Source organism: Leptospira tipperaryensis (genome assembly GCF_001729245.1).
GTDB lineage: Bacteria > Spirochaetota > Leptospiria > Leptospirales > Leptospiraceae > Leptospira > Leptospira tipperaryensis.
The window spans coordinates 1,958,454-1,980,633 of record NZ_CP015217.1; the positions used below are offsets into that span (position 1 = coordinate 1,958,454).

General features: G+C 43.7%; 17 protein-coding genes. 9 read left to right on the plus strand and 8 right to left on the minus strand.

What is annotated here, in order from left to right; translation table 11 throughout:
- The first annotated feature begins 6 nt into the window (after positions 1-6).
- Genes A0128_RS09315 through A0128_RS09325 form a run of 3 tightly spaced genes read left to right on the plus strand, consistent with a single transcriptional unit; the run spans position 7 to position 6,202 of the window.
- Entirely contained in the window at positions 7-3,018 is a 3,012-nt protein-coding gene (locus A0128_RS09315; RefSeq protein ID WP_069607255.1) for an LIC11755 family lipoprotein, read from the plus strand.
- Positions 3,015-4,427 carry an LA_2168 family protein gene (locus A0128_RS09320; RefSeq protein WP_069607256.1) on the plus strand — a complete coding sequence of 471 codons (1,413 nt, stop codon included), beginning with the start codon at positions 3,015-3,017 and terminating at the stop codon, positions 4,425-4,427. Before A0128_RS09315 ends, A0128_RS09320 begins: the two co-directional genes overlap by 4 nt.
- A complete protein-coding gene (locus A0128_RS09325; RefSeq protein ID WP_069607257.1) occupies positions 4,424-6,202 on the plus strand; it encodes a phospholipase D-like domain-containing protein in 1,779 nt (592 codons plus the stop codon). Before A0128_RS09320 ends, A0128_RS09325 begins: the two co-directional genes overlap by 4 nt.
- On the opposite strand, the gene A0128_RS09330 is transcribed toward A0128_RS09325, so the two are convergent.
- The gene (locus tag A0128_RS09330; RefSeq protein WP_069607258.1) at positions 6,199-7,515 is read right to left on the minus strand and encodes an O-antigen ligase family protein; all 1,317 of its coding nucleotides are present in this window, start codon (positions 7,513-7,515) and stop codon (positions 6,199-6,201) included. The two genes, A0128_RS09325 and A0128_RS09330, sit on opposite strands and share 4 nt — an antisense overlap.
- Positions 7,516-7,633: 118 nt before the next feature.
- Between A0128_RS09330 and A0128_RS09335 the strand changes: the two genes are divergently transcribed.
- On the plus strand, positions 7,634-8,944 hold the full coding sequence (locus A0128_RS09335; protein WP_069607259.1) for a glycosyltransferase: 1,311 nt from the start codon (positions 7,634-7,636) through the stop codon (positions 8,942-8,944).
- On the opposite strand, the gene A0128_RS09340 is transcribed toward A0128_RS09335, so the two are convergent.
- Both A0128_RS09340 and A0128_RS09345 read right to left on the minus strand, forming a co-directional pair.
- On the minus strand, positions 8,936-9,997 hold the full coding sequence (locus tag A0128_RS09340) for a glycosyltransferase family 9 protein (RefSeq protein ID WP_156781810.1): 1,062 nt from the start codon (positions 9,995-9,997) through the stop codon (positions 8,936-8,938). The genes A0128_RS09335 and A0128_RS09340 overlap by 9 nt on opposite strands.
- Positions 9,994-10,596: a DUF4254 domain-containing protein gene (locus tag A0128_RS09345; RefSeq protein ID WP_069607260.1), complete on the minus strand. Its 603-nt coding sequence runs from the start codon at positions 10,594-10,596 to the stop codon at positions 9,994-9,996. Before A0128_RS09345 ends, A0128_RS09340 begins: the two co-directional genes overlap by 4 nt.
- Positions 10,597-10,723: 127 nt before the next feature.
- Here A0128_RS09345 and A0128_RS09350 point away from each other — a divergent pair, with 127 nt between their 5' ends.
- Positions 10,724-12,496, plus strand: a complete 1,773-nt coding sequence (locus A0128_RS09350; protein WP_069607261.1) for a patatin-like phospholipase family protein — start codon at positions 10,724-10,726, stop codon at positions 12,494-12,496.
- Here A0128_RS09350 and A0128_RS09355 read toward each other — a convergent pair.
- The 5 genes from A0128_RS09355 to A0128_RS09375 all read right to left on the minus strand — a co-directional run bounded on the left by A0128_RS09355 (position 12,479) and on the right by A0128_RS09375 (position 18,399).
- Positions 12,479-13,117, minus strand: coding sequence for a nucleoside phosphorylase-I family protein (locus A0128_RS09355; RefSeq protein ID WP_069607262.1), 639 nt, complete (start codon positions 13,115-13,117; stop codon positions 12,479-12,481). The two genes, A0128_RS09350 and A0128_RS09355, sit on opposite strands and share 18 nt — an antisense overlap.
- Positions 13,107-15,044, minus strand: a complete 1,938-nt coding sequence (locus A0128_RS09360; protein ID WP_069607263.1) for a long-chain fatty acid--CoA ligase — start codon at positions 15,042-15,044, stop codon at positions 13,107-13,109. The genes A0128_RS09355 and A0128_RS09360 overlap by 11 nt, the downstream gene beginning before the upstream one ends.
- Positions 15,045-15,049: 5 nt before the next feature.
- Positions 15,050-16,066 (minus strand): N-acetyl-gamma-glutamyl-phosphate reductase, encoded by a 1,017-nt coding sequence (gene argC, locus A0128_RS09365; RefSeq protein ID WP_069607264.1) that lies wholly within the window; start codon positions 16,064-16,066, stop codon positions 15,050-15,052.
- 186 nt (positions 16,067-16,252) lie between these two features.
- Positions 16,253-17,353: a recombinase RecA gene (recA, locus tag A0128_RS09370; RefSeq protein ID WP_069607265.1), complete on the minus strand. Its 1,101-nt coding sequence runs from the start codon at positions 17,351-17,353 to the stop codon at positions 16,253-16,255.
- A 221-nt stretch (positions 17,354-17,574) separates the two neighbouring features.
- Complete coding sequence (locus A0128_RS09375) at positions 17,575-18,399, minus strand: hypothetical protein (protein WP_069607266.1); 825 nt, start codon at positions 18,397-18,399, stop codon at positions 17,575-17,577.
- Between the two features lie 193 nt (positions 18,400-18,592).
- Here A0128_RS09375 and A0128_RS09380 point away from each other — a divergent pair, with 193 nt between their 5' ends.
- The 4 genes from A0128_RS09380 to A0128_RS09395 are packed head-to-tail and all read left to right on the plus strand — an operon-like array spanning position 18,593 to position 22,154.
- Positions 18,593-18,982, plus strand: coding sequence for an HIT family protein (locus tag A0128_RS09380; protein WP_069607267.1), 390 nt, complete (start codon positions 18,593-18,595; stop codon positions 18,980-18,982).
- Between the two features lie 30 nt (positions 18,983-19,012).
- Positions 19,013-19,390: an LIC11742 family lipoprotein gene (locus A0128_RS09385; RefSeq protein ID WP_069607268.1), complete on the plus strand. Its 378-nt coding sequence runs from the start codon at positions 19,013-19,015 to the stop codon at positions 19,388-19,390.
- 47 nt (positions 19,391-19,437) lie between these two features.
- Positions 19,438-20,820, plus strand: coding sequence for a TldD/PmbA family protein (locus A0128_RS09390; RefSeq protein ID WP_069607269.1), 1,383 nt, complete (start codon positions 19,438-19,440; stop codon positions 20,818-20,820).
- Entirely contained in the window at positions 20,820-22,154 is a 1,335-nt protein-coding gene (locus A0128_RS09395) for a TldD/PmbA family protein (protein ID WP_069607270.1), read from the plus strand. Before A0128_RS09390 ends, A0128_RS09395 begins: the two co-directional genes overlap by 1 nt.
- Positions 22,155-22,180: the final 26 nt, after the last annotated feature.

Here is a 22,180-nt window from a genome sequence, read left to right on the forward strand (position 1 = left end):
GGAATCATGAAACTCAAATCCGTCTTCACTACGTTACTTTCCTTGTGCGTCTTTACTTCTTGTCCGGGAAAAGGAAGTTCGGCTTTTTTATTGCCGATCGCAAATCCCGGAGAATTCAAACTCTTCTACGAACCCGTGTTTTGGAACGGTCAGGAAATTCCAAAACCGATCCTCAAAGAATGGCTTTCGCCCGGTGTTAGAATCCGCTCCGCGTCCGGAATCGCTTGTTTGTCGGCCGGATCCGATTTTGTATACGGGCTTTCGATCTGTTTTCCCGATCCCCAAGGACAAGTAGATTTAGAAATTCAGAATATTCTAAAATTCTGGAATGAAAATCCGGAAGGCCGAACCGAATCGGAAGAATTCAATTTTTCAGAACTAGGAAACGGAAGGCTCAAAGTGGAACTCAATCGGGATCTTCTTTCCGATTGTAACGAGGATTGGCTGATTCTTTCGGGCGATCCGGATCTCGAGTCTTCCTTAAAAAAGATTCAATTTCCCGAAGCAAATCTAGTTTCAATTTTTTCGGAACAATCGCTCCTTCGTCCGCATTCTCCAAATGCCGAGGTAGGTTTTAGCATTTTGGCGGGTGCCGGAAGAATGAAGATTTTATTTCATTCTAAAAATCGAATGCGTGCGTTGAACAGTTTGGTTCTTGAAATTCCGGGAGACGCATCGATTCTTTCCGAATTCTTTCTGGAAATACGAAGAAAAAACTCGGAGGCTTTCGCACTTTGTAAAACGAGGATCCCTGAACTAAGCGAAGTATTCGGTGGAAACAATTCTCCCGCGGGAAGATTTCTGGAATTTCAAAATCCTTCTCGGGAACCGATTTGTTTTCAAGATCTGAGTCTTACCGTCAATTCTAAGTCCTTTCCGATTCAAAAAGGAATCGGTTTTTTGATTCCGGGAGAAACGATTCTTCGTGTCGAAAGTGGAAGTATTCTTCCCGGAATTGTGATGTCGGATTTTCCTTGGGCGGAGTTAAAAAAGAAAGGAGAATGGATTCTTAAATCTATTTCCGATCAAAAAACGGTCTCCAATCGGGAAAGAAACTTTCAAGAAGGAGATCGATTTTACTCGAGCGTAGGAAACTACTATTCCGTTTGCGCCAAAGAAGGTTTATTCGAAAGTTCCGATCGACTTTGTATGAGTCCGGGAATGGCCGGAAGCGCGAAGGATCGGGAAGAATTTTCCTTTTGCGGAATTTCAAATTTTCAAGTGGAAGAGGCCAATCTTACCGGCCTCAGTCTGAACGATAAGATCGATGAAAAGCAAAAATTTATAGATTTAGAATATTCAGGAAACATAAATTGCAACCCTAACGTTTTGTCTCTCGAAATCGGGGAGAAAGAATATCCGATTTGGCTTGATCCCGAAACAATTCAGCCAAATTCGATTTTGACGTTGGGAAAACGAGACTGGATACAAAAACGGATTCTTCTTTCCTGGAACGATCTTTCGGATTCGGTTTTTGGAGATCGAATTCTTTTGAAGGATCGGCTTTTAAAAAAAGAGATCGTCCTTTCTCAGGAAAGAGCGGAGACTCCGATTCTTAGAAAAACAAACGGATCTCTGCTCTCGCTCTTATATCGAAATGGAAATTGGATTCCACATCCGATTGTAAAATCCGAATCTCTTTCGCCACCGATTCAAGACCTCCATTTCATGAATCCGGGTTTAAAATCGGAATCGGAAGAATCGTATCCAAACGAAAACGCTGAACTTTCCGAACTTTCTTGGATGGGTTCTTACGACGCCGGAATCGCTGTGAGCGCCGATCGTTTTTTAGAGCTCGATTCTTCCAAACCGACTTCTAAGATTGTAGAGATCGTTTCCGGAACGAAGAGCTATAGCCTCTTAGTTTCCCTTCCTTCCGGGAAGAATGTCTTTTCGGCTTCAAAGCTCGTTTGTTTTCCGAATGTCGTAACTTGGATCCTACCGGAACTGAGCGTTGGTTCTTCGGGAAGAATCCGGATTCTTTCCTTGGACAAAAATTTTGTCGAAGACGAGTTGACTTGGAACGCGCAAGGGCCGGGGATCAACGCGACCTCGCAGAAGTTGCGAAGGTCAGCTTCCAAGATAAAGACCTTGGCCGGGACTTTTCTCTGGAGAAACAGCTCATTTTCGGATCCGACGGAGAGAAAGCCGAGTTGTTCTCAAACGGAAGCGAGTCCTGGTTTTGAGAACAGAACTTCTCCGTTTTTTTGGAGAGAAACACAAACAACGGATTCTTTTTCAAACCCGAACTTGAGTTGGAATCTTCCCAGAGCCGCGGGGATCATTTCAAGTGGAATTCAAGTTCTCACCTTTCAGCCGAGTTTTTCAGAAAGTGCGATTACCGGTGAATTTCTAAGTCTTTGGTCCTTTCTGAAAACAAAAATATTCGAATCTTGGAATATTCCAAAAAACGCACTTCGATATTTGATACCGAACGGTGGAGAAGATCTTGTCGTCCTTCCGGGAAGTTCCGGGATTTTGATTTCATCGGTTTATCCGAATCCCGTCGTTTCTTCCAACGAATGGTTTACGATCTGTAATCACGGAGCCGATCCGGTCGACGTTCGGACTCTTGAAATTCGCGACAGCTCCGCATCGGATCGCCTCGTGGAATATTCGTTTCGATTTGGAACGGCTCATCCTGTCGGTTGGGAAACCTACAATCCCGATCCTTACGGTTGGGTTTTTTCGGATCGATTTCTAAAACCCGAGGAATGCGGTTATATCCTTTCGCCGAGCTTTAAAAACGAATCCGTTCCGTTTCAGGCGGCAAACTACAGAAAGATTTATACGATCGAAACGACGACTACGATCGGAAACGGAATCGGAAAAAACGAAGGTTTGGATTTGTTTCAAGAGATTCAGCAGAGTCTCGTTCACGTTCACAGTTATGGAAATCAGTATTCTCCCTTTCCCTTTGCAGTGGACGCGGATTCAGGAGATCTCATTCTTTTAAGAGAGAATCGGTTCGGAGATTCTATTTTCGATTACGAAGTTCGAAAGAAGGATCTACCATGAGGAGGGTTTTAGTATATTCTATATTTATTATATATCTACCCCTCTCCGCCGTTGACAAGAATTCTGGTTGGAAGCAGATTTCTTGGTATGGTTGGGGACTCGGAGCGGGTCAGGAAAAACAAGATTCTTCCGAAAGTTCGAAAGAACGGACGTATCAGGAATTGAGAATAAACGAATCCTTGTTTCATTCGAGTCTGGATCAAAATTTTATTTCCGAACACTGGAGTCTTAAAATCCAAGGGGATGGATTTGTTTCACCCGAATCCAAGTTTCGCTTTTACTCGGGGCGAGATTTATTTTTTGAACTCAAGAATCAAATCCTTTCTCTTTCGCTCGGAAGAATTTCCGAAGAAGGAAAACAATCTTCCTTTCGAGATTGGGCCGACGGAACGGATGGAATCGTGTTGCGTGCGAATTTTAGGGAATGGGGAAAACTTAGGGTCGACCTTTTTGATTTTTACTCCGGTTATCAACTCTTTGAGAAAAACGCCTTTAAGGATACGATCTTAAATACAAAGAGGATAAATTCGTATTCGTTAGACGAAATACCGGTTGGCAATTTTAATCCCGAAGAATATAGAAATCGATACAGAGGCGGTGTGAGTTATCGATACGAAAGTTCTTTTTTTGAGACAGGATTTCGCTTTCAGTATTTAAACTTTCAGAACTGGGGAAGATACGGAGACGACCTGCAAATCAGAACCGAATCTTCGGGAGACCGAGACTATCTTACGCATTCTACGATCGATTTTCATTGGAAGTGGAATTGGTTTCATTGTTTTCTTTCGGGAATTCTTGCGAGAGGTCAGGACAAAACCGGGTGGAACCGAATTCGAAATTCGGGAAACATTCCGATCACGGGCGAAGCGATTCTTTTCTCTTTGGGTTTTGAAAATTCTCACTGGAAGTTGTACACATTTGGATTTCTTCCGGATCGAGACCGACGGAAAGAGAACGGTGAAATTTTAGAATTGGGTTTTGTGGGAATCGGATCCAATCCTTCTCCTGTTTTTGCGACCAATCAAAGTCTGGATTTTTATCCTTCCGCCTGGGTTACGGAGAGAGGACTTGAAAAACAGTTCTCTCTTCAGAGCGGAAAAAGACAAGCCGCTTGGTCCGGAATCAATTTTGAATATAATAAATCTTTGATTCGATTTCGATTTTTTCTCGCTTCTTATTTTTATCTTCGGGAAGATTCCGGATGTTCCGGGGCTTTGACTCTTTCTCGGGATTCTTTCCAAAAAGGATATTTTCGGGAAGTGATGTTTCAAACAAATTTATTCTTTCCGACGGAAGACGAGAGGGTTCCGCTTTCATTTTTGAAATTGACCTTGGGTGGATGGAAGAGCGACCCCCAGACGGCACAAAAGGAGTTCTTTTTTCAGATTTCATCCGGGGTGATTTTATGAAAAAGTGTTTTTCCCTTTTTGTGTTTCTTTTTCTTTTCTCCGCATGCGTCCATAAGGATGAGAATTTTTTATTTTGGACGGACTTTGCTCGACCGCGTGATTTGGAAGCTTTCTTTTCCTTTCCGGGGCGTTACGTCCCGATTGGTAAAAAACGAAACGTAAGAAATCGTATCTTAAGTTTGATCGGTGAGGCGCAACACTCGATCGATCTCTGGATTTATTCCTTTGAGGATTTGGAAATTCTAGAGGAGTTGATTCGTGCGCAGAAAAGAGGAGTAAAGATCCAAATTGTCGCGGATCCTGAGAAAGAATATCCGGACGATTTAGTAAGGTTGGGACTTTTTCGAAAATGGGAAAGATCCGGTTTACAACATTCTAAAATACTCATAGTCGATCGTAAGAATGTGTTTTTAGGTTCCGGAAATTTTACCTGGTATGGTTTAGAGAACGATCTAAACGGTTACGTTTCATTTACGCTCGCTGACGACGAAATTTTAAATTTCTATTCCTTTCTAGAAGAAGATCCGGGAATTACTTCTCTCGAAATTCCGCCGTTTCTATTTTACATCGCGCCGGAAAAAGGAAGACCGATCCAGAATCTTTTGTTAAGAGAAGTGGATCAGACTCAGGATTCCATCCGTTTTCTGATCTTCGATCACTTTGATTCGGTTCTGAGTTCTCGATTGGCTCTCGCAGATCGGAGGGGCGTGAGCGTAAAAGGAATCTATGACGCTCCCGTAGACGAAGAAGGGAAATTTCTTTCCAACGTTTTGATTCAACCGGATTCTCAGATTTTAGGCGATGGAAACGACGAAACGATCTCTTCCGACTCAATCGGGAAGGGAGGACTGTTACATCATAAAACCATGATATTGGATGAAAAAACTCTTCTGAGCGGGTCCTTTAATTTTTCGGTGAGCGCGAGGGATAACAATCGAGAGATTTTATTCAGAACTAACGATTCTTATCTTTTGCAAGAATATAAGGAAGAATGGAATCGTGTTTTCGAGGGTGCGATTCCTTACTTACCAGTCTTTCCAAAAAAGAATGACGAGCTTAGTTCGGTCCATTTTGGCTTTCCCGAAGATTCGCTTCCGAACGGGATCGAACAAACGTTTTGTAGAGAACGTTTTGAAAACGAGGAATCCTTTTATCTCGAATCCGGTCCTGCGTTTTTAAAGTCCATTCTGGAATACGATTTTCAGCCGGGAGAAAGTTGTAAGCTCGTCAGCGACTTCACTTCTGTTAGTAGCGGTTTTACGGGGAAAAAAACAAATCATCCCATAAAGAGGCCTAACTTTCGCTCTTCTGCGAGAATCTTTAGCAAGAATGGATTTTTGGTCAAAGACGGGGAACAAATGGAAGCAAAGCCGACTCACTTTGATTTGAAACCGGTATTTCTTTTTGTGCCGGATCTTTTTTCAACGAGTTCCGGAAACTTGCTTTTGCCTGATTCACTTTCAACGATTGGAAATCCGCTTCGTGTTCTCTATTATCAGAAAGGATCGGGACCGACTTCTATCCCTTGGAATCGAATCGGAGCATTTCTAAATGTTTCTTCCTTGTCGACCGAAGGGATGATCTTTTTGGAATACAACTCGGAAATCCTTGGGTTTTGTTTTCACGAACGCACAAAGAAGGGAACTGAATATACGGAATTGATAAACGAAATGCTTTCCTTTCGAGTGAGCGAGTTGACAACTCAAAAATTTTCAGAAGAAAAGACTGCGATTCAAAGAAGAAAGGATTTCGGGTCCTACTGCTATCAATACTAAACGGCGGTGGTAACGGATTCTTCTTTGGATGTACGAAGAAAAAATCCGCTCAAGATCCAAAATAAGATCACGACCTCGTCGTCTTGAAAGTAACACTGAAAAAGACCGGAGAGAAAAAAACCGGCGATCCCAAAAAAATACAAAGAATTTGAGTAAGGAAGCGAAGTAGAGATAAGCTTGTAATACAAACTTGTTCCGAGCGCGAGGAAGAGAAAGATCGCGGGAAAACCAAAGACCGCAAAGAGATGAAAGTAGTCGTTGTGAGCGTGACCTCTTTGAGTCGTTTCGTAAAAGTAATAGAGTTCTCTGTATTTTTCGGAATGAGCAATTCTTGATTTTTCAATCTCTCGATTGTAATTTCCGGGTCCGACTCCCGTAAGAGGATTTTCCTGGATCAGAGGAAAGGTGGAATCCCAGATAAAGGTTCTTCCCGCATCGGTATGTTTTTCTTTTCCAAAAATGGGGTCCGTGATTTTTTGTCCGGCTTCCGTAAAAGAAAGTCCGATTCCGAGTAAGAGTAAAAAAAACAAAAAAGCGGCGGACGCGATCAGAATTTTGGCGGTCGGTAATTCTTTACGAATAGGCCCTAAAACAAGAAAGGCAGTCGCGGAAGAAAAGATGGCTCCGATCATGGAAGAGCGTGCGTTGTTTAAAAAGACGACGTATAGAAAAAGAATGAGAACGAGTCCCTTGAGTAGGGTTTTTTTCCAGTTGCGATCGAAGAGAGATTGTAAAAAAAGAAACAAGGGAAGCGGGAAGAAAAATTGCAAAAGTCCGCCGAACGTTAGGTGCGTATTCATAAGTCCGATCGGGAGATAGAGCGGAAGTTTTCCTACTTGTCCCATCGGATGAGTGAATTTCCAGTTCGAAGATTCTCTATAAAGATCGCTGATCAATCGAGAAAGACGCACGGAAGAAAAACTCGACACAAAACCCGTGATCAGAAGAACCCAAAAGAGAATGTTCAAGGCGCGATAGACGGCGGGAAATTCTTCTTTTTTTAAATTCCAGGCTACGACCAAGCCGCTGAAAAGAAAGATATCTTTGAGTTCCGCGTTAAAGGCGGTCTTCGCATAACGGGAGATAGTTTCTTCGCTGGTAGCGTGAATGCAAAAGTCGATCAGATACCAAAGAAAGAAAGAAAGCGCGATTGCAATGACGGGTTCTTTCCAAAAGCCTTTTGTCTTTTCGGAGAACAAAGAGGATAAGAAAGCTAGGACGAGAAATCCCTGGCTCAGAGAGACGGAAACGCCAATTGTTACAATGCTTGCGCAGAATAAAAAAAGAGTGATTTTTCTAAGACGTTCGGGCATCTTCTCTAATCGATTGAACCCAGGTTTTCTGTAAGCTGCGAATTGTAAATTCGATAATTTGTTTCAATCGATTGATACAGAGGATTCCGGTAAAGTCCGTGATTTTAGGAGATCTTTGATGAGAATTCTTTATTTTTCCGATACCTTTTTGCCCAAAGTAGACGGTGTCGCTATTTCTATGAAAAACTTTGCGGAGCTCCTGGCAAAACGAGGACATACGTTCATGATCTGTTGTCCGCGTTACGGAGAAGGCGACTTTGATCATATCGGAGATTCCATTCAGATCGAAAGATTTCGCAGCGGATATCTTCCGAGTTATCCCGACATCAAAGTAGTTCTTCCGTCTCCGAGTAAGATCAAAAGAATCATCAAAGAATTCGAACCGGATCTAGTTCACATTCATACTCCGGGTTTGCTCGGTCTTTACGGAATCAACGCGACGGAGAAATACGGAATTCCTACGATCGGAACGTATCATACTCTCATGTCGGAACAAGACATGTATCTTTCTTTTTACAGACTTCTTAAGTTGGATAAACTTTTTTTAAAAGCGAGTAAGTCCGAAAAGAAGCTTAAGATCAAGGATTTAAGTAAGATCGAAAAGTTTGATAAGTTCAATATCCGTAAAAAGATCATTCTTAAAATTTCGAACAATATCTATGAACGCTGCGACCTTATCATTTCTCCTTCTCATCTCATCGAAAAACAACTGAGAGAATTCGGACTGAAGACAAAGATCGCCGTGATTTCCAACGGACTTGATCTCACGAGTTTTAAAGGAACGATCAAAAAACTTCCGACCTCGCCGAAACTTTTGCACGTGGGAAGAATCTCCTACGAGAAGAATTGCGACGTGATTCTCAACGCATTTAAGTTGGTTCATGACGAGATTCCGGATTCTACTCTTACGATCATCGGAGACGGACCGGCTCTTCCTTCTCTGAAAGTGCAGGCGCAGAATTTGGGACTGGAGAATGCGATCACGTTTACGGGCTTTATTAAACGTGAAGAACTTCCCCAGGAATATCCGAAATACGATTTGTTTTTGACGGCTTCCACGATGGAAACCCAAGGACTTGTAATCTTAGAATCCGTTGCGTGCGGTCTTCCTGCGGTCGGTGTGGATTCCTTTGCGATTCCGGAACTCATTCACGACGGAAAGAACGGCTACATCGCAAAACCTTTTGACGTAAAGGGAATCGCCGAAAAAGCGGTTTCGATTCTGAAAGATGCCGCGCTCTATGAACGTTTCTCCGAAGAATCCATTAAGATTTCCAAAGGTCATGAGATGATGGCCTGCGTCGATAAGATGGAAGAGGTTTATAAAACGATCGCGAGCGTGAAAAACAAAAAGAAAAGAAACACACTGATCAATATGTTATTTTCTCTCCCCGATCCTTTGGATCAGTTTTTGCGATTTTTAGAATAGAGTATTGATATTGTAAACGACTCGAATCCGTTTGATCACGTCTTCGGGTTGAATCCATTCCATACAAGCAAAGTCTTTTCGAAAACAGGTCGTATTTCCGTAGATGCTGCAAGGTCTGCAGGGAAGATTATCGATTTGTAATACTCCAGAATCTTCCTGTCCGAAAGGCGCAAAACCGGAATAGGGATGTGTGGTTCCGTAGATTCCGACTACCGGTCGTTTTAAAAGAGCCGCGATATGAACGTTGGAAGAATCCATTCCGATCATGATGTCCATCTTTTCCATGATTCCGAGTTCGCCTCGAATCCCGAGTTTACCGCCGGAGACGATCTTCAACGCTTCTTCGCTTCCTCGACTCCAGGCTTCCAAAATTTTGGATTCGTCTCTGGATCCAAAAAGAAATATTCTGACCCCGGGAAATTCTTCCAGAAGAAGTTTGAGAAGAACCTGACTCTTTTCGCGAGGCCACTCTTTGAGTTCGTGTCCGGCAAACGGCGCAAAGCCGATCCAAAGTCCTTCTTTTTTTGTTACGTTCTGCGATTCAAAAAATTCTTTCGCAAAAATTTTAGACTCCGGATCCACGTTGATCCAAGGGCCTTTTCTTACGGTCGCAGGATAACCCGCTTTTTCAAAAACTTTTAAGTATCTCTCCACGGTATGAGGCAGAGGAGTGAGAATCTTTTTTTTCTGACGAATTTGTCTGAGTTTCTCTTTTCTTCCTTTTACGATTCTGAAAACTCCGATCCCTCGAATTAAAAAGAGGAGACTGATCAGTCGAGAACGAACGGAAGAATGAAGATCGATTACCTTTTCGTAAGGACCGAGTTTGTTGATTTCTTTGAAAAGACGGTATAAACCTTGAATTCCTCGGTAGCGTTTGAGATTAAAGCCTACTACGTTTACGTTCGGAATATTGTAAAAGAATGGCGCGTAGTTTCCCCGAGTAACGATCGTAAGTTGTATGTTTGTATATTTCGCCGCGATCGCTATGATCGCAGGAGCCATAAGGGCGACGTCGCCCATGGCGGAAAAACGCATGACTAATAAGTTCATGATTTTTTGGAATAGAGAGAAGGGTTCAGGTTCTGATCGTTATACATCTTCATCTGTCTGTAGACCTTGTAAAACTTATCTCCGGACTTCAGATCTTCCAGAAGTTCGTCGAGGCAGGTGGAAAGATCGACCCTTTGTTCGAGTAATACTTCCAGTTTACGTTTGCAGGTTTGAATATGGGTTTCGTCCACATCCTTTCTCTGGGTTTGTTCTTCCATGTGATAGATCTTGAGTTCGAGAATACTCATCCTGTCGATGAGCCAAGCGGGGGTTTCGGAGTTCATTCTGGCTCCCGATTTTTTGGGAACCGACTTGAATTCGGAGGAAATTCTATCGTCTAAAATTTCCACGAGATCGGTGCGTTCTTGGTTGAGCTTATCGATTTGTCTTTTAAAACCCACCAGGTCTTTATCCGGAAGATCCGGTCTACGGATCTCGTCTTCTACGTGCCACTGGATCGTATCGATTTGATTTTTGCTATAAAGAATGGATTCTATACTGTCTGAGGGAAACGGATTGGCTGACGTGGCTTCTTTTTTATGCCAGTCTACAACGGATTGACGAAAAACGGATACAACTGAGTTCGCTTTCAAGGTCATTGTGTATAACTTTGTGCGGTAAGCCAGAAAATCAAGAGAAAAGCACGGAAAGAAAGCCGATTCAAGGAATGGGCATTGAGAAATCCTTTACATTCTCGTCCAATTCCAATAGAGTCACCTGCGTCCTATGGCACGAAAAATACATCCAGAAATTTTGAAATTTCTTTCCGGCATTTCTCTATTCCAAAAATTATCCCCGGCTGTCCTCACTCGAATCTATCAAAATATAGAAGAGAGGAACGTTTATAACCACGACGTTATCTACTTTCGAGGCGATATCTCGGATAAACTTTTTATAGTTCGACACGGAGAGGTGATGCTCACTTTCGGAGAATCCGGAAAGGCCGTAAAGTATCTGGGAGAAGGAGAATTTTTTGCGGAGAATAGTCTGATGACAAGAACCCAGCACGGTGGTTCTGCGATCGCGGTGATGGATTCTCTTTTGTATGTGTTAGACGGACATTTTTTTCTCAAACTCGCGGAGAAGGAACCGGTTCTTTCGAGCAACTTGATCCGATTGATGAGCAACCGTTTTCGGGAACATCTTGAACCGGAAGACAAACTCTCTTCGGTTCCAAGAAGGATGATCTGTCACGTTCCATTGGAAGAAGTTCATGGTTATAAGGAAAAACTCGACGCGATCGTGAAGATCAGCGGATATTCTCACGAAGGAAAGATGACCTTGATCCCCATGGAATCTTTTGAGAAGGTAAGCATTCAAGAAGCGATTCGAAAACTTTCCGTACTTCGGAATCAATACCCCGTCATTCATCTTTATTTTCAACACGCCGGACTAAAACCGGAGTTGGACAAACTGCTTCTTCAATCGGATCAGATCGTTTTCTGGGAAGATAACCCCGAACGAAACCAAAAGAAAAAAACCGAAATCCTCACTTATTTCCGTTCTCGGATTCGCAACTTCGCCGGAAGGACGATTCGTTATATCGATTCTTCCAACTCGATGCATCCTGAAGACAGCGTCAAACACCAGAAGATTTTTCATAAAGAAGAAACCTTCGGGCGTTATCTCGTTTCAAGAACGAGAGGAATCGCGTTAGGCGGCGGTGGAGCGAGAGCTCTGGCGCACGTCGGACTTTTAAGAGTATTAGAAAGAGAGAATATTAAGATCGACTTTGTTTCCGGCGCATCTTTTGGCGCTGTGATCGCCGCGCTCTACGCTCGAGGAGAGAATACGGATTCGATTCAAAAGATGATCTATAAATTTTTCGGCGGCTTGGATAAACCTTTTGATCCGACGATTCCTCTCGTTTCCTTTTTTAAAGGAAAAAAAATGAATCGAATGTTAAAGGACGCTTTCGGTTCCACACTCATTGAAGATTTAAAAATTCCCTTTGTGACTTCTGCTGTGGATCTTCATAGCGGAGAAGAATACGTGATGGACCGCGGTCCGATCTGGGAAGCCTTGGCGGCTGCGATGAGTTTGCCGGGTATGTTTCCTCCCGTATTTCACGGAGATCATCTCCTCGTAGACGGAGGCGTAATCAACAACGTTCCTGAAAATTTAATCCGACAAAAGGGAGCCGATATCATCCTTTCCGCAAATGTTTCTCCGCTGCGAGACGAGGCGATCGTTAGACTTTTGGAAGATAGAAAGATCACTGGAAAATCGTTCTTTAAGAATCTATGGGAAGACCTCAAGTATCCGCCGATCCTAAAAATTATGGGACGCGCGATCACTCTCGAAGGTCGAGAAATCACGAGACTCAGAAAAGACAAGATGGATCTGTTTATCAATCTTCATATCGAGGAATATTCTTTCTTTGATTTTGGAAGATTTAGAGAGATCATTCGAAGAGGGGAAGAGGAAGCTGAAATTCATCTCGAAGATATCCATGATCTCTTTTTTCCGGGAAAAAAGTTTTCAAAGAAAAAAAGATAAAAGAAAGTCCTGAAGCCGGGTGGATTCCCTTCTGTAGTTGTGTCTCCATTCTTCGCTTCCGCTCGGACCTACCGAGTTCGTTAGCGCAAAGAAGGCGCAGAACGGAATTTGAAATTCTTCGCAAACGCGAGCGAGTCCCCAGCATTCCATATTCTCAAAACCGAGATCGTTTTCTCTTAAGAATTCCAAACTTCTTCCGGAGACGGTCTCGATCGAAATCGATCCCGTACCGTTTGTCCTGGAGGTTAAGATCTCTTCCACAGCCGATAATTGAAAAGGGCTTGCGAACTCGTATGAGTCGGGAACGATTTCCGGAATTCGAATCCGTTTTTCAATCTTTGCAAGTTCTTGATTCTGAAACTCGTAAGAATATCCCAAACGGCCTTTCCAGAAATTCGCATGCAGCCAGGGATATACGCCCGCAGATCCCAAAAACACAATTTGAGAAGGAAGAGTCAGACCTTTGTTTTGTTTTTGAAGCAGAAGTCTTTGAAGATTCAATCCGGCTTCTAAGTTTCCGATTCCGCAGAGAAATGTATTCCATTTTCCTGAATCTTGAAATTGATCCAGTTCTTCCGAAATCGCGGAACAGAGTAGAGTCGAGGTCGGATCAATCTTCATCGTTTGTATAGAGGGAGTGAATTATGTTTTCGTAAAGTTCAAAGACGACGTTTCGTTTGAGTTTCATAGTCTCTGTCATCTCTTTACCTTTTTCAAATTCTTTGGGCAGAATGTGAACGTGTGCGATCTTTTCAAAAGACTTGAAGCCCGCTCGGGTGGAAACCTTGTCTTTCACGATATTTTTAAAGAAAAGAGTTACTTCCTTATTCGAGTTCCATTCGCTCGGATCTTTCGGAATCGACTTTCCTTGAGAATGGAATTCTTCAATGACCCGATCATAAAAAGGAACGATTAAGACGCCGAGATTTTTACGATCCTGTCCCACTACTATGACTTGGTTGATAAATTCGGATTCGGCGAGTTTGGCTTCGATCGGAGCGGGCTCCAAGTTTTCGCCGCCCGAAAGTACGATCGTATCTTTGGCTCTTCCCGCAAATTTTAATTCTCCCGTATGAGTCCAGGTTAAGATATCCCCCGAATCCAACCAACCGTCTTGCAACGCTTTGGCGGACTTTTCGGGTTCTTTGTAGTAACCGGAAGTAACGTGCGGGCCCTTGTGCCAAGCGACTCCTTTGGCCCCGGGTTCGGTCACGATCTTTCCGTCTTCGCCGACGAGTTTGATCGCGGTTCCGGGTAACGGAGCTCCGATCGCTCCGTTTTTTGGAAGAGGAAATTCTCCGATGGCTCCGATCCCGGTCGTTTCGGTCATCCCGTAGGTTTCGATGATCGGAAGCCCCGCACTACGAAAGAAAAATTGAATGTGAGAAGGCATGGCCCCGGCTCCGCAAAGCGCGAAACGCATTTGTCCTCCGAAAAGATCTCGAACCTTTTGAAGAATCTTATAAGAAATCACTTTCAGAGGATACATGGATAAAAGAAGAATGCTCGCAACAAAACGATCTAAGACCTTTTGATTCGGATTTTCCGATTCGGAAGTCGCATACGAATCCCGGATCGTGTCTTGCAGACTTGTTGTGATCGCGGCGATTCTCACCGCAAAGTGAAAGAGGTTTTGTCTGAAAGGAGGGCTTTTGCGAACCGTATCGTGGATTCTTTTGTAGAGACCTTCCCAAAGTCGGGGAACCGAAACGAGCACCGTAGGTTTAACCTTTTGCATGTCCGCGGGAATCGTAGGCACCGAAGAACAAGCCATGGACGCACCCCAAGCAATGAGTGTGGTTTCCAAAAGCCTTTCGGCGATATGCCAAGGAGGAAGGAAGACAATCGTTCTGTCTTGATAAGAACCGGGAACAAATTCTTGGAGTTGGTGAATTCCCCAGGTAAAACTTCTGTGATTGAGCATCACACCTTTGGGAGCGCCGGTCGTACCCGAAGTGTAGATGATGGTGGCGAGATCTTTTCCGATGAGGATCTCTCCTCTTTGCTGATAGGGTTTGTCTCCCTTTTTGATTCGAATCTTTTCGCCTTCTAAGAGGGCTTCTTCTAAGAAGATAAATTTTACGCCGCCGAGTTGATTGCGCGCGCTTTCCAAATCCTTCCACTTGGATGGGGGATCGATCAGAAGAATCGTTTTTACGTTTGCAAAACTTCCCTTATCTTCTAAGAGTTTTTTTAGAACCTTTTCATTTTCTAAAAATAGAATCTTCGCTTCGCTATGACCGAGAATGTATTTCAAATCATCGAGGGTTGCATCACAACCTCTAGGAACGTCCACACAACCGATCGTCACCAAAGAAAGAGAACAGAGAGACCATTCGTAACGATTGTCGCAGATAAGTCCTGCGGTATTTCCTTTTTGTAAACCAAGCTCGATCAAAAAAGAGGAAAGATTTTTTAGATTCTCGTACCAATCCTTATAAGAGATTCCTCGAAAATCACCGGATTCTTCTCGGATCCAATACATGGGACGGTCCGCGTAAACCGACGCGACGTCTCTGACTAAATGATAGAGGCTGGTTTTTTCCATGGAGGTTAGGGGAGAAGTCCTACGGTCTCTTTTGTCCCCGTCATCAAGTTGATGTTCTGAAGGGCCTGCCCTGCAGCTCCTTTGACGAGATTGTCCAAGGCCGAAACGACGACTAACGTGTTTCCTCTTTTTCTCAAGGAGATATCTAAGAAGTTCGTGTTTTGGACTTTCTTTAGTTCGATTTCTTCGGGTGATTTTAAGATTCGGATAAACGGTTCGTTTTTGGAAGAATCCAATAAAACTTGCATCGGATCAACGGCCGGCTCCGTTTCGAATTCCACAAAGATCGTGGAAAGGATTCCTCTAAAAACGGGTAGTAGGTGAGGAACAAATAAAACTTCCGGTTCTTTGAGACCGGAGTTTGTATAGATGTATTCTTGAATCTCGGGTTCGTGTTGATGAGTGAGAATCTTATAAGCCCGAAAGTTTTCATAAACTCCCGTATAAGAAAAGCCAGCGTCTTCGGTTCTTCCACCCGCGCCAGAAACTCCAGACTTGGAATCGGCTATGATTCTGGGTTTCAAATTTTTTCTGAGTTCGTTTAACAAAAAGACGGGAAGAATCACCGAAGTCGAAAAACAACCCGGATTGGAAACAAAATCCGCTCCAGTGAGTTTATCCCGGAAAATTTCAGGAATTCCAAAAACAGCCTTATCGACGTAGGAAAACTTTGTATGTTTTAGTTTATAAGATTTTTCTAATATTTCTTGATTGTGAAGTCTGTAAACTCCGGAAAGATCGATTACTTTATGGCCTGCGTCCAAGAACTTCGGAGCCGATTCGATCGAGACTTCGTTGGGGACTGCCAATACGACTAAGGATTTTTTGGGAACGGCGTCTTCGTGTTTGTGAAAGGTAAGATTTTTTGGAAACGGAATTTCAGGAAAAACTTCGGAAAGAGTTTTTCCGGCGAGTTTGTCACTCGTGATATGAACGACTTCGTGTGTGGATTGATGCGAAAGAAGGGAAAGAAGTTCCTTACCGGTAAAACCACCCGCTCCTAAAATACTAATTTCTGCCATATTCCCCTTATCTTTTCTATCTTCGTGTGGAAGAAAGTAAACCTCTACAAAAAAGGATTCATTTGTCTGAACGTTTCTGGATTCACTAAGGGAAAGAATTTAATGGGAGGATTCTGTTGTAACTAAAAAAAACGCCGGACGATTTCTCATCCGGCGGTCAAGGGTTCCTAAAAAGAAAGCCAGTGTTTAACCCGCAGCCTCTTCCAATTTTTCCTCTTTCTCTTTGCGCGGTTTCTTGTCCTGCGCTAAGAGGGGAAGGCTGTTCAGATCGCGAACCATATTCTCGATCGTGAATGCGGTTTCAGGATTGGATCTCAGATACTCTTTTGCTGCATCTTTTCCCTGCCCGATTTTTTCCGTGTTATAGGAATACCAAGCTCCCGCCTTATTGATAATATCATGTTTCACACCGAGGTCAACCAGAGAACCCTCTCTGCTGATTCCTGCGTTGAAAATTATGTCAAATTCTGCCTGTTTAAACGGCGGTGCGCACTTATTTTTGACAACTTTGACACGAACCCGGTTTCCGATCGATTCTTCTTTTTCCTTAATTGTCTCGATTTTGCGGATGTCCAGACGAACCGAGCAGTAGAATTTCAAAGCGTTTCCGCCTGTGGTTGTTTCCGGAGATCCGAACATCACACCAATTTTCATCCGGATTTGGTTGATAAAGATCACAACCGTTTTGGATTTTGAAATGGTTCCTGTGAGTTTTCGGAGGGCCTGAGACATCAGACGAGCTTGCAAGCCCATGTGAGAATCTCCCATATCTCCTTCAATCTCCGCCTTGGGAACAAGAGCCGCCACCGAGTCGATTACGATCAGGTCGATCGCATTGCTTCGAACCAAGGATTCGCAGATTTCCAGGGCTTCCTCCCCGTTGTCCGGTTGCGAAACCAGAAGTTCGTCGATATTGACGCCTAACTTCTTTGCGTAAGAAGGATCCAGCGCGTGCTCTGCGTCGATAAACGCCGCTACACCGCCTCTTTTTTGCGCTTCGGCGATCGCAGAAAGAGTCAGAGTCGTTTTTCCGGAAGATTCAGGACCGTAGATTTCCACGATTCTTCCGATCGGATAACCTCCGATTCCAAGTGCGATGTCCAGATCCAGAGATCCGGTAGGAATCACTTGGACCGTTTGTCTCGCGGCGTCCGATCCTAATTTCATGATCGCGCCTTTTCCAAATTGTTTTTCAATTTGGCTCATAGCCTGTTCGATGGCTAACTTCTTGGAATCGTCTACGCTCTGTGGTTCTTCTTTCGTCTTCTTCATAATACCTTCTCCCATGTTTTTCTGCCTCCGTTTGTTACGGTTCCAGGCAGTTGCTCTGCAGTGCAGAAGCGGTTCACTTTTTTTAGTATAAATCTTATACCGGACAAAAAAGAATCATCCGGATTAAAAAATGCCGATTCTGATTAGATTTTTCGAAAACTTTGGTTTATGTCACCCGGTTTTCTCTGTGCAAATCTAAAATATACGTAAGTATTTGTATAGCAAATTTTTGAAGGCTACTTCGAAAGAATCGATTTTTTTTCCTGATCCAAAGTCTTCTGGGCCTGCATCGCTTTTCGAAGAGTTTCCCGATTTCGAACCAGAAAGTTTCTAAAGAAGAACACCGTAGTCACAAGAGAGCCCAAAACGAGGAATACTCCAAGTCCAAAGCGGGTCCAGAAGGAAAGAGCGGTTTGACTGGGAAAGAAGAATAACGTTCCATCCAAAAGTCGGAGACGATCACAACCTTGGCAGTGAGAATTTTTGGATTTAAAGTAAGAATTCAATTCTCCGATCGATTGAGAATCCGTAATTTTCCATTCGTTTGTTTCTTGAGAATAGAGAACGGTTTCGTCTTCCGAGAAATAATAAAATGCCGAACTGAGTCCCGTTTTTGGAAATTCAACAGAGGGGATTGCGGATTGTCTTCCGAGATAAAAATCTACGTAATACGCCCCGACAGAAAAGGTCTGAACCTGAGAAAAGTTGGGAAACTCGTTTCCAAAAGTCACGATGTGAAAGAGTTCAGTTTTCTGATTTCGAATTCTTAAACCACCTAGGTTTGGAACCTTTTTTAATTCCAATTTGAGAGAATCCTTTGCGGGAAAATTTTTCCCTTCGAGTTTGGGCGTGAGAATTTTATTCAAATAGAGTTCCAGTCTGGATTCTTCTTCTTTTTTCCAGATCGGAATCGACTCGACGAGCCAGGACTTTTCAATCGTAGCCGGATCTCCTAAGAATCGTTTGAGAGATTCCACTCGATGAAAAAAACTCGGGGTTTCCGCGTAGGATGTCTGACTCCAGAGGAGAAGCAGGATAGAAAGAAGATGAAAACGTTTCATGAGGAATCCTTTTTTTAGCGAACGGGTTTGGATCCAATTTCGAGAATTCTTATCCTTTATGGGTTTTCCGATCTGGAAAGAAGAATTCCGGAGAAAGGAATCATTTTTTCAAATTCTCCAAAAGATGATTTTCTCCTATACAAGATGCGATTTTTTGGGATACTCATGAAATTCGAATTTAGGTCTTTGAAAGATGATTGATTGTCCGATTTGCCAAGTCTATCAGTCCGGTGAAAAACCGGAAATCCTCGCACGATTCGGAGAATTCTCCGTTCGTCATTCCGAAGAAGAAAAGGGACTTAGGGGATATCTCTATATCGAGCCCGCCTCTCACTGGACTTCCTATCAAGAATGGAACAGCGAAGCTTTTTCTGATTTCGGTAAGGCCCTCGAATTCGCTACAAAATGGATCTATCAAAATCATTCTCCCGTTAAAATTTATACGGTCACCGTTTCGGAAATGGCGCCTCACATGCATTTTCATTTGATTCCCCGTTATACGGACGATCTGAAAGGGGTGGACTATATTCGTTTGGCCTTGCAGGGAAAACTTCCGAGACAAGATTATATTCAAAATATGTAATAGTTTGAGTTAGAATTTGGAGGAAAGGATATGGGAATTTTGAAACTAAAAAACATTCTGCTTTTGGGAATGATTTCATTCTTACTGAGCGGTTGTATTTACCGAGACATTCGAGTTCCGGGACTGGGAACTAACTACACGCAGTATCTGATCAATTCGGAAGATTTTCAGATCCTCGGAACCGTGGAAACCGAAGGAGTTTATACTTCTTGGTTGATGCTCTGGGTCACGGGAGAAACCGGTTATCGGGAACTATTGGACAAGTCCAAGGCGATGGGTGGAGACGAAATCATCAACTATCGTTTTGAAGTGCAGGAAACCAGCATCCTTCTCATCGTCTGGAATCGAATCAAATGGAAGGCGACCGCGCACGCCATCAAATACAGAGAAAAAATCAAAAAACCGTAAGTAGAATTAAAAAGACTCCGGTTCAAACCGGAGTCTAACAGGATAGAATGCAGACAAACAAAGCCCACCTGATCCTGGAAGCAGGCCTTTCCAGAAAAGCAGATTTCGTCGAAATATTTGAAGAAGAAACCAGATCCTCCTCGGTCAGTCTGAGAGATCGTAAGATAGAGCAGAGTTTTGCCGGGATCGACTACGGAATCGGAATCCGTTTGATCTATGGAACCGACGTCCTCTACGCACATACAAACAACGAAGATCCGGAACATCTCATTTCTCTCATAGACCTTCTCGCCGATTCCAGAGGAGCCGCGAAAGGAAAAGGACAAGCCCTCGTGTTTCGAGGAGATCTAAAAACCCCATCTTTTCCAGCACAGATCACCGATCCTAGAAAAGTTTCTCCGGATCAAAAATTAGAAATTCTTTATAGAGCGGATCAAACCGCAAGAGCTACGTCTTCGAATATCGTTCAGGTCAGCGCGTCCGCATCCGATTCCGTTTCCAAGATCGGAATCTACAACTCGGAAGGTCTGGCCTTAGAAGATCTAAGGGTGAGAAGCAGATTTAGCATCAACGTGGCAGCCGAAAAAGAAGGAGAACGTTTTGTGGCTTCGGAAAATCCGGGAGCCAGAAAGGGTTTTGAATTTTTTGCAAGTCTTCCCATCGAACAACTTTCCAAAACCGCGGCCGAAAGGGCTCTGATGATGTTATCCGCCGGTTATATCGAAGGAAAAAAAATGCCGGTCGTGATGGGCAACGGATTCGGAGGAGTGATCTTTCACGAAGCCTGTGGACATCCTCTGGAGACGGAAGCCATTCGTAAAAAGTCGTCCCCCTTTGTGGATAAGTTGGGACAACCCATCGCAAAGTCTTGTCTGACCGCCATCGACGACGGAACGATTCCCGATTCTTGGGGAAGTATTTCCGTGGACGACGAAGGGATGGCTCCTCAGAAGACAGTTCTCATCGAGAATGGAATTCTTAAAAATTATCTTTCCGATCGAATCGGATCCGAAGAAGTCGGAGTCGCAAGAACCGGAAGCGGACGCAGAGAAAGTTATATGTATGCTCCGGTTTCGAGAATGAGAAATACATACATCGCAGCCGGAAAGGATTCCTTTGAGGATATGCTCACGGGAGTAGAATACGGACTCTTTGCCAAAAAGATGGGCGGAGGTTCGGTAAACCCTTCCACCGGAGAATTTAATTTTTCGGTCGAAGAAGGATACGTTATCCGAAACGGCAAGATCGCGGAACCGGTGAGAGGTGCGACTCTGATCGGAAAGGGCGACGAAATTCTTCCTAAGATCAGTATGGTAGGAAACGATTTGGAACTCGCGGCCGGGATGTGCGGAGCAGCTTCCGGTTCGGTTCCCGTAACGGTCGGTCAACCGACTCTCAAAGTGGACGAAATTCTCGTGGGAGGACGCTGATGGACTTGGATCAATCCGTTGAATACGTGTTAGGCGTTTGTAAACAAAAAGGTCTCGATCAATACGATCTCATAGGTGCCGAATCCAAGGACGTTGGAATCGAACTTTTTAAAAAGCGAGTGAGTAACACCGAACTTTCCAATTCGAGAGGAATCGGAATTCGTCTGATCCAAGACGGAAAACCCGGTTATTCCTACAGCGAAAAACTTTCCGAAGAAGCCTTGTCCCAGATGGTCGAAGACGCAATCGCTCAGGCAAAGATATCGGATCCTTTGGACATCGATCTTCCCGGGCAAACTGAACTTCCGAAGATTCCGATTCGTTCCTACGAAGAATCTTTGGAATCCCTGGGTTTTGAGTGGTTAAAATCCACCGGAGAAAAACTGGACGAACTCGCTTGGTCGGCCGACGAAAGGATCGAGAACGTTCCGTATTCTTATGCGGGAAAAACCTGGAACCGATTTATATTAGCAAATTCGAAAGGACTTTTTCACAGCGAAAAATCGAATCTGATCTCCGCGGGAGTTGCGTTAGTCGCAACCGACGGTAAATCCAAAAAGATGGGCGGTTATACGAAGTCCGGATTGGACATAGATAAAATCCAACCCGAGAAGATCGTATCCACTGCGACCGAACGTTCCCTTTCTCTTTTGGGAGCGGAACCGGTAAAGAGCGGAAATTATCCGATCGTTCTTTCCAATCGGGTCAGTCCTCAGATATTTGGAATGTTCTCTTCCCCGTTTTCTGCGGACAGCGTTCAGAAAGGTCTTTCCCGTCTGGAAGGAAAAATCGGTTCTCCAGTCGCTTCTCCGATTTGGAACGTATTCTGTGATCCTCATATCGTGGACTATCCCGGTTCGAGACTTTTAGACGCCGAAGGAGTTTTGACTCGCAAAAAGGCGATCATAGAAAACGGAATTCTTCAGACGTATCTTTATAACTTAGAATCCGCAAAAAAAGCGGGTGTGAGTTCCACAGGCAACGCCGTTCGTTCTTACGGCGGGCGCGTGGGAACTTCGTTTACCAATTACGTAGTTCCCAAAGGAAAAGAATCCCTTGAGGACTTACTTTCACGTTATCCGGAATGTATTTATGTTCTAAAACTGGAAGGAGGTTCCGGTTGCAGCGCGGTTTCGGGAGAAATTTCGATCGGGGTGCAAGGATTCTATTACAAAAATGGAAAACCCGTTCATCCTGTGGATCGAATAACAATGAATCTGAATTTTTTTGATCTTCTTTTTGCAATCGAAGGAATTTCAAACGAGTACAACGATTCTTATTCTTCCATAAAAATTCCCGATATTTTAATTCGGGAAGCGAGCATCGCGGGTTAGCCCGAGTTTTCGCTTGCACATCTTTT

Bases quoted from the DNA above. Each gene is read 5' to 3' on its own strand.
- A0128_RS09315 (WP_069607255.1), top strand. From the start codon at position 7: ATGAAACTCAAATCCGTCTTCACTACGTTACTTTCCTTGTGCGTCTTT.
- A0128_RS09320 (WP_069607256.1), top strand. From the start codon at position 3,015: ATGAGGAGGGTTTTAGTATATTCTATATTTATTATATATCTACCCCTC.
- A0128_RS09325 (WP_069607257.1), top strand. From the start codon at position 4,424: ATGAAAAAGTGTTTTTCCCTTTTTGTGTTTCTTTTTCTTTTCTCCGCA.
- A0128_RS09330 (WP_069607258.1), bottom strand. From the start codon at position 7,515: ATGCCCGAACGTCTTAGAAAAATCACTCTTTTTTTATTCTGCGCAAGC.
- A0128_RS09335 (WP_069607259.1), top strand. From the start codon at position 7,634: ATGAGAATTCTTTATTTTTCCGATACCTTTTTGCCCAAAGTAGACGGT.
- A0128_RS09340 (WP_156781810.1), bottom strand. From the start codon at position 9,997: ATGAACTTATTAGTCATGCGTTTTTCCGCCATGGGCGACGTCGCCCTT.
- A0128_RS09345 (WP_069607260.1), bottom strand. From the start codon at position 10,596: ATGACCTTGAAAGCGAACTCAGTTGTATCCGTTTTTCGTCAATCCGTT.
- A0128_RS09350 (WP_069607261.1), top strand. From the start codon at position 10,724: ATGGCACGAAAAATACATCCAGAAATTTTGAAATTTCTTTCCGGCATT.
- A0128_RS09355 (WP_069607262.1), bottom strand. From the start codon at position 13,117: ATGAAGATTGATCCGACCTCGACTCTACTCTGTTCCGCGATTTCGGAA.
- A0128_RS09360 (WP_069607263.1), bottom strand. From the start codon at position 15,044: ATGGAAAAAACCAGCCTCTATCATTTAGTCAGAGACGTCGCGTCGGTT.
- argC (WP_069607264.1), bottom strand. From the start codon at position 16,066: ATGGCAGAAATTAGTATTTTAGGAGCGGGTGGTTTTACCGGTAAGGAA.
- recA (WP_069607265.1), bottom strand. From the start codon at position 17,353: ATGGGAGAAGGTATTATGAAGAAGACGAAAGAAGAACCACAGAGCGTA.
- A0128_RS09375 (WP_069607266.1), bottom strand. From the start codon at position 18,399: ATGAAACGTTTTCATCTTCTTTCTATCCTGCTTCTCCTCTGGAGTCAG.
- A0128_RS09380 (WP_069607267.1), top strand. From the start codon at position 18,593: ATGATTGATTGTCCGATTTGCCAAGTCTATCAGTCCGGTGAAAAACCG.
- A0128_RS09385 (WP_069607268.1), top strand. From the start codon at position 19,013: ATGGGAATTTTGAAACTAAAAAACATTCTGCTTTTGGGAATGATTTCA.
- A0128_RS09390 (WP_069607269.1), top strand. From the start codon at position 19,438: ATGCAGACAAACAAAGCCCACCTGATCCTGGAAGCAGGCCTTTCCAGA.
- A0128_RS09395 (WP_069607270.1), top strand. From the start codon at position 20,820: ATGGACTTGGATCAATCCGTTGAATACGTGTTAGGCGTTTGTAAACAA.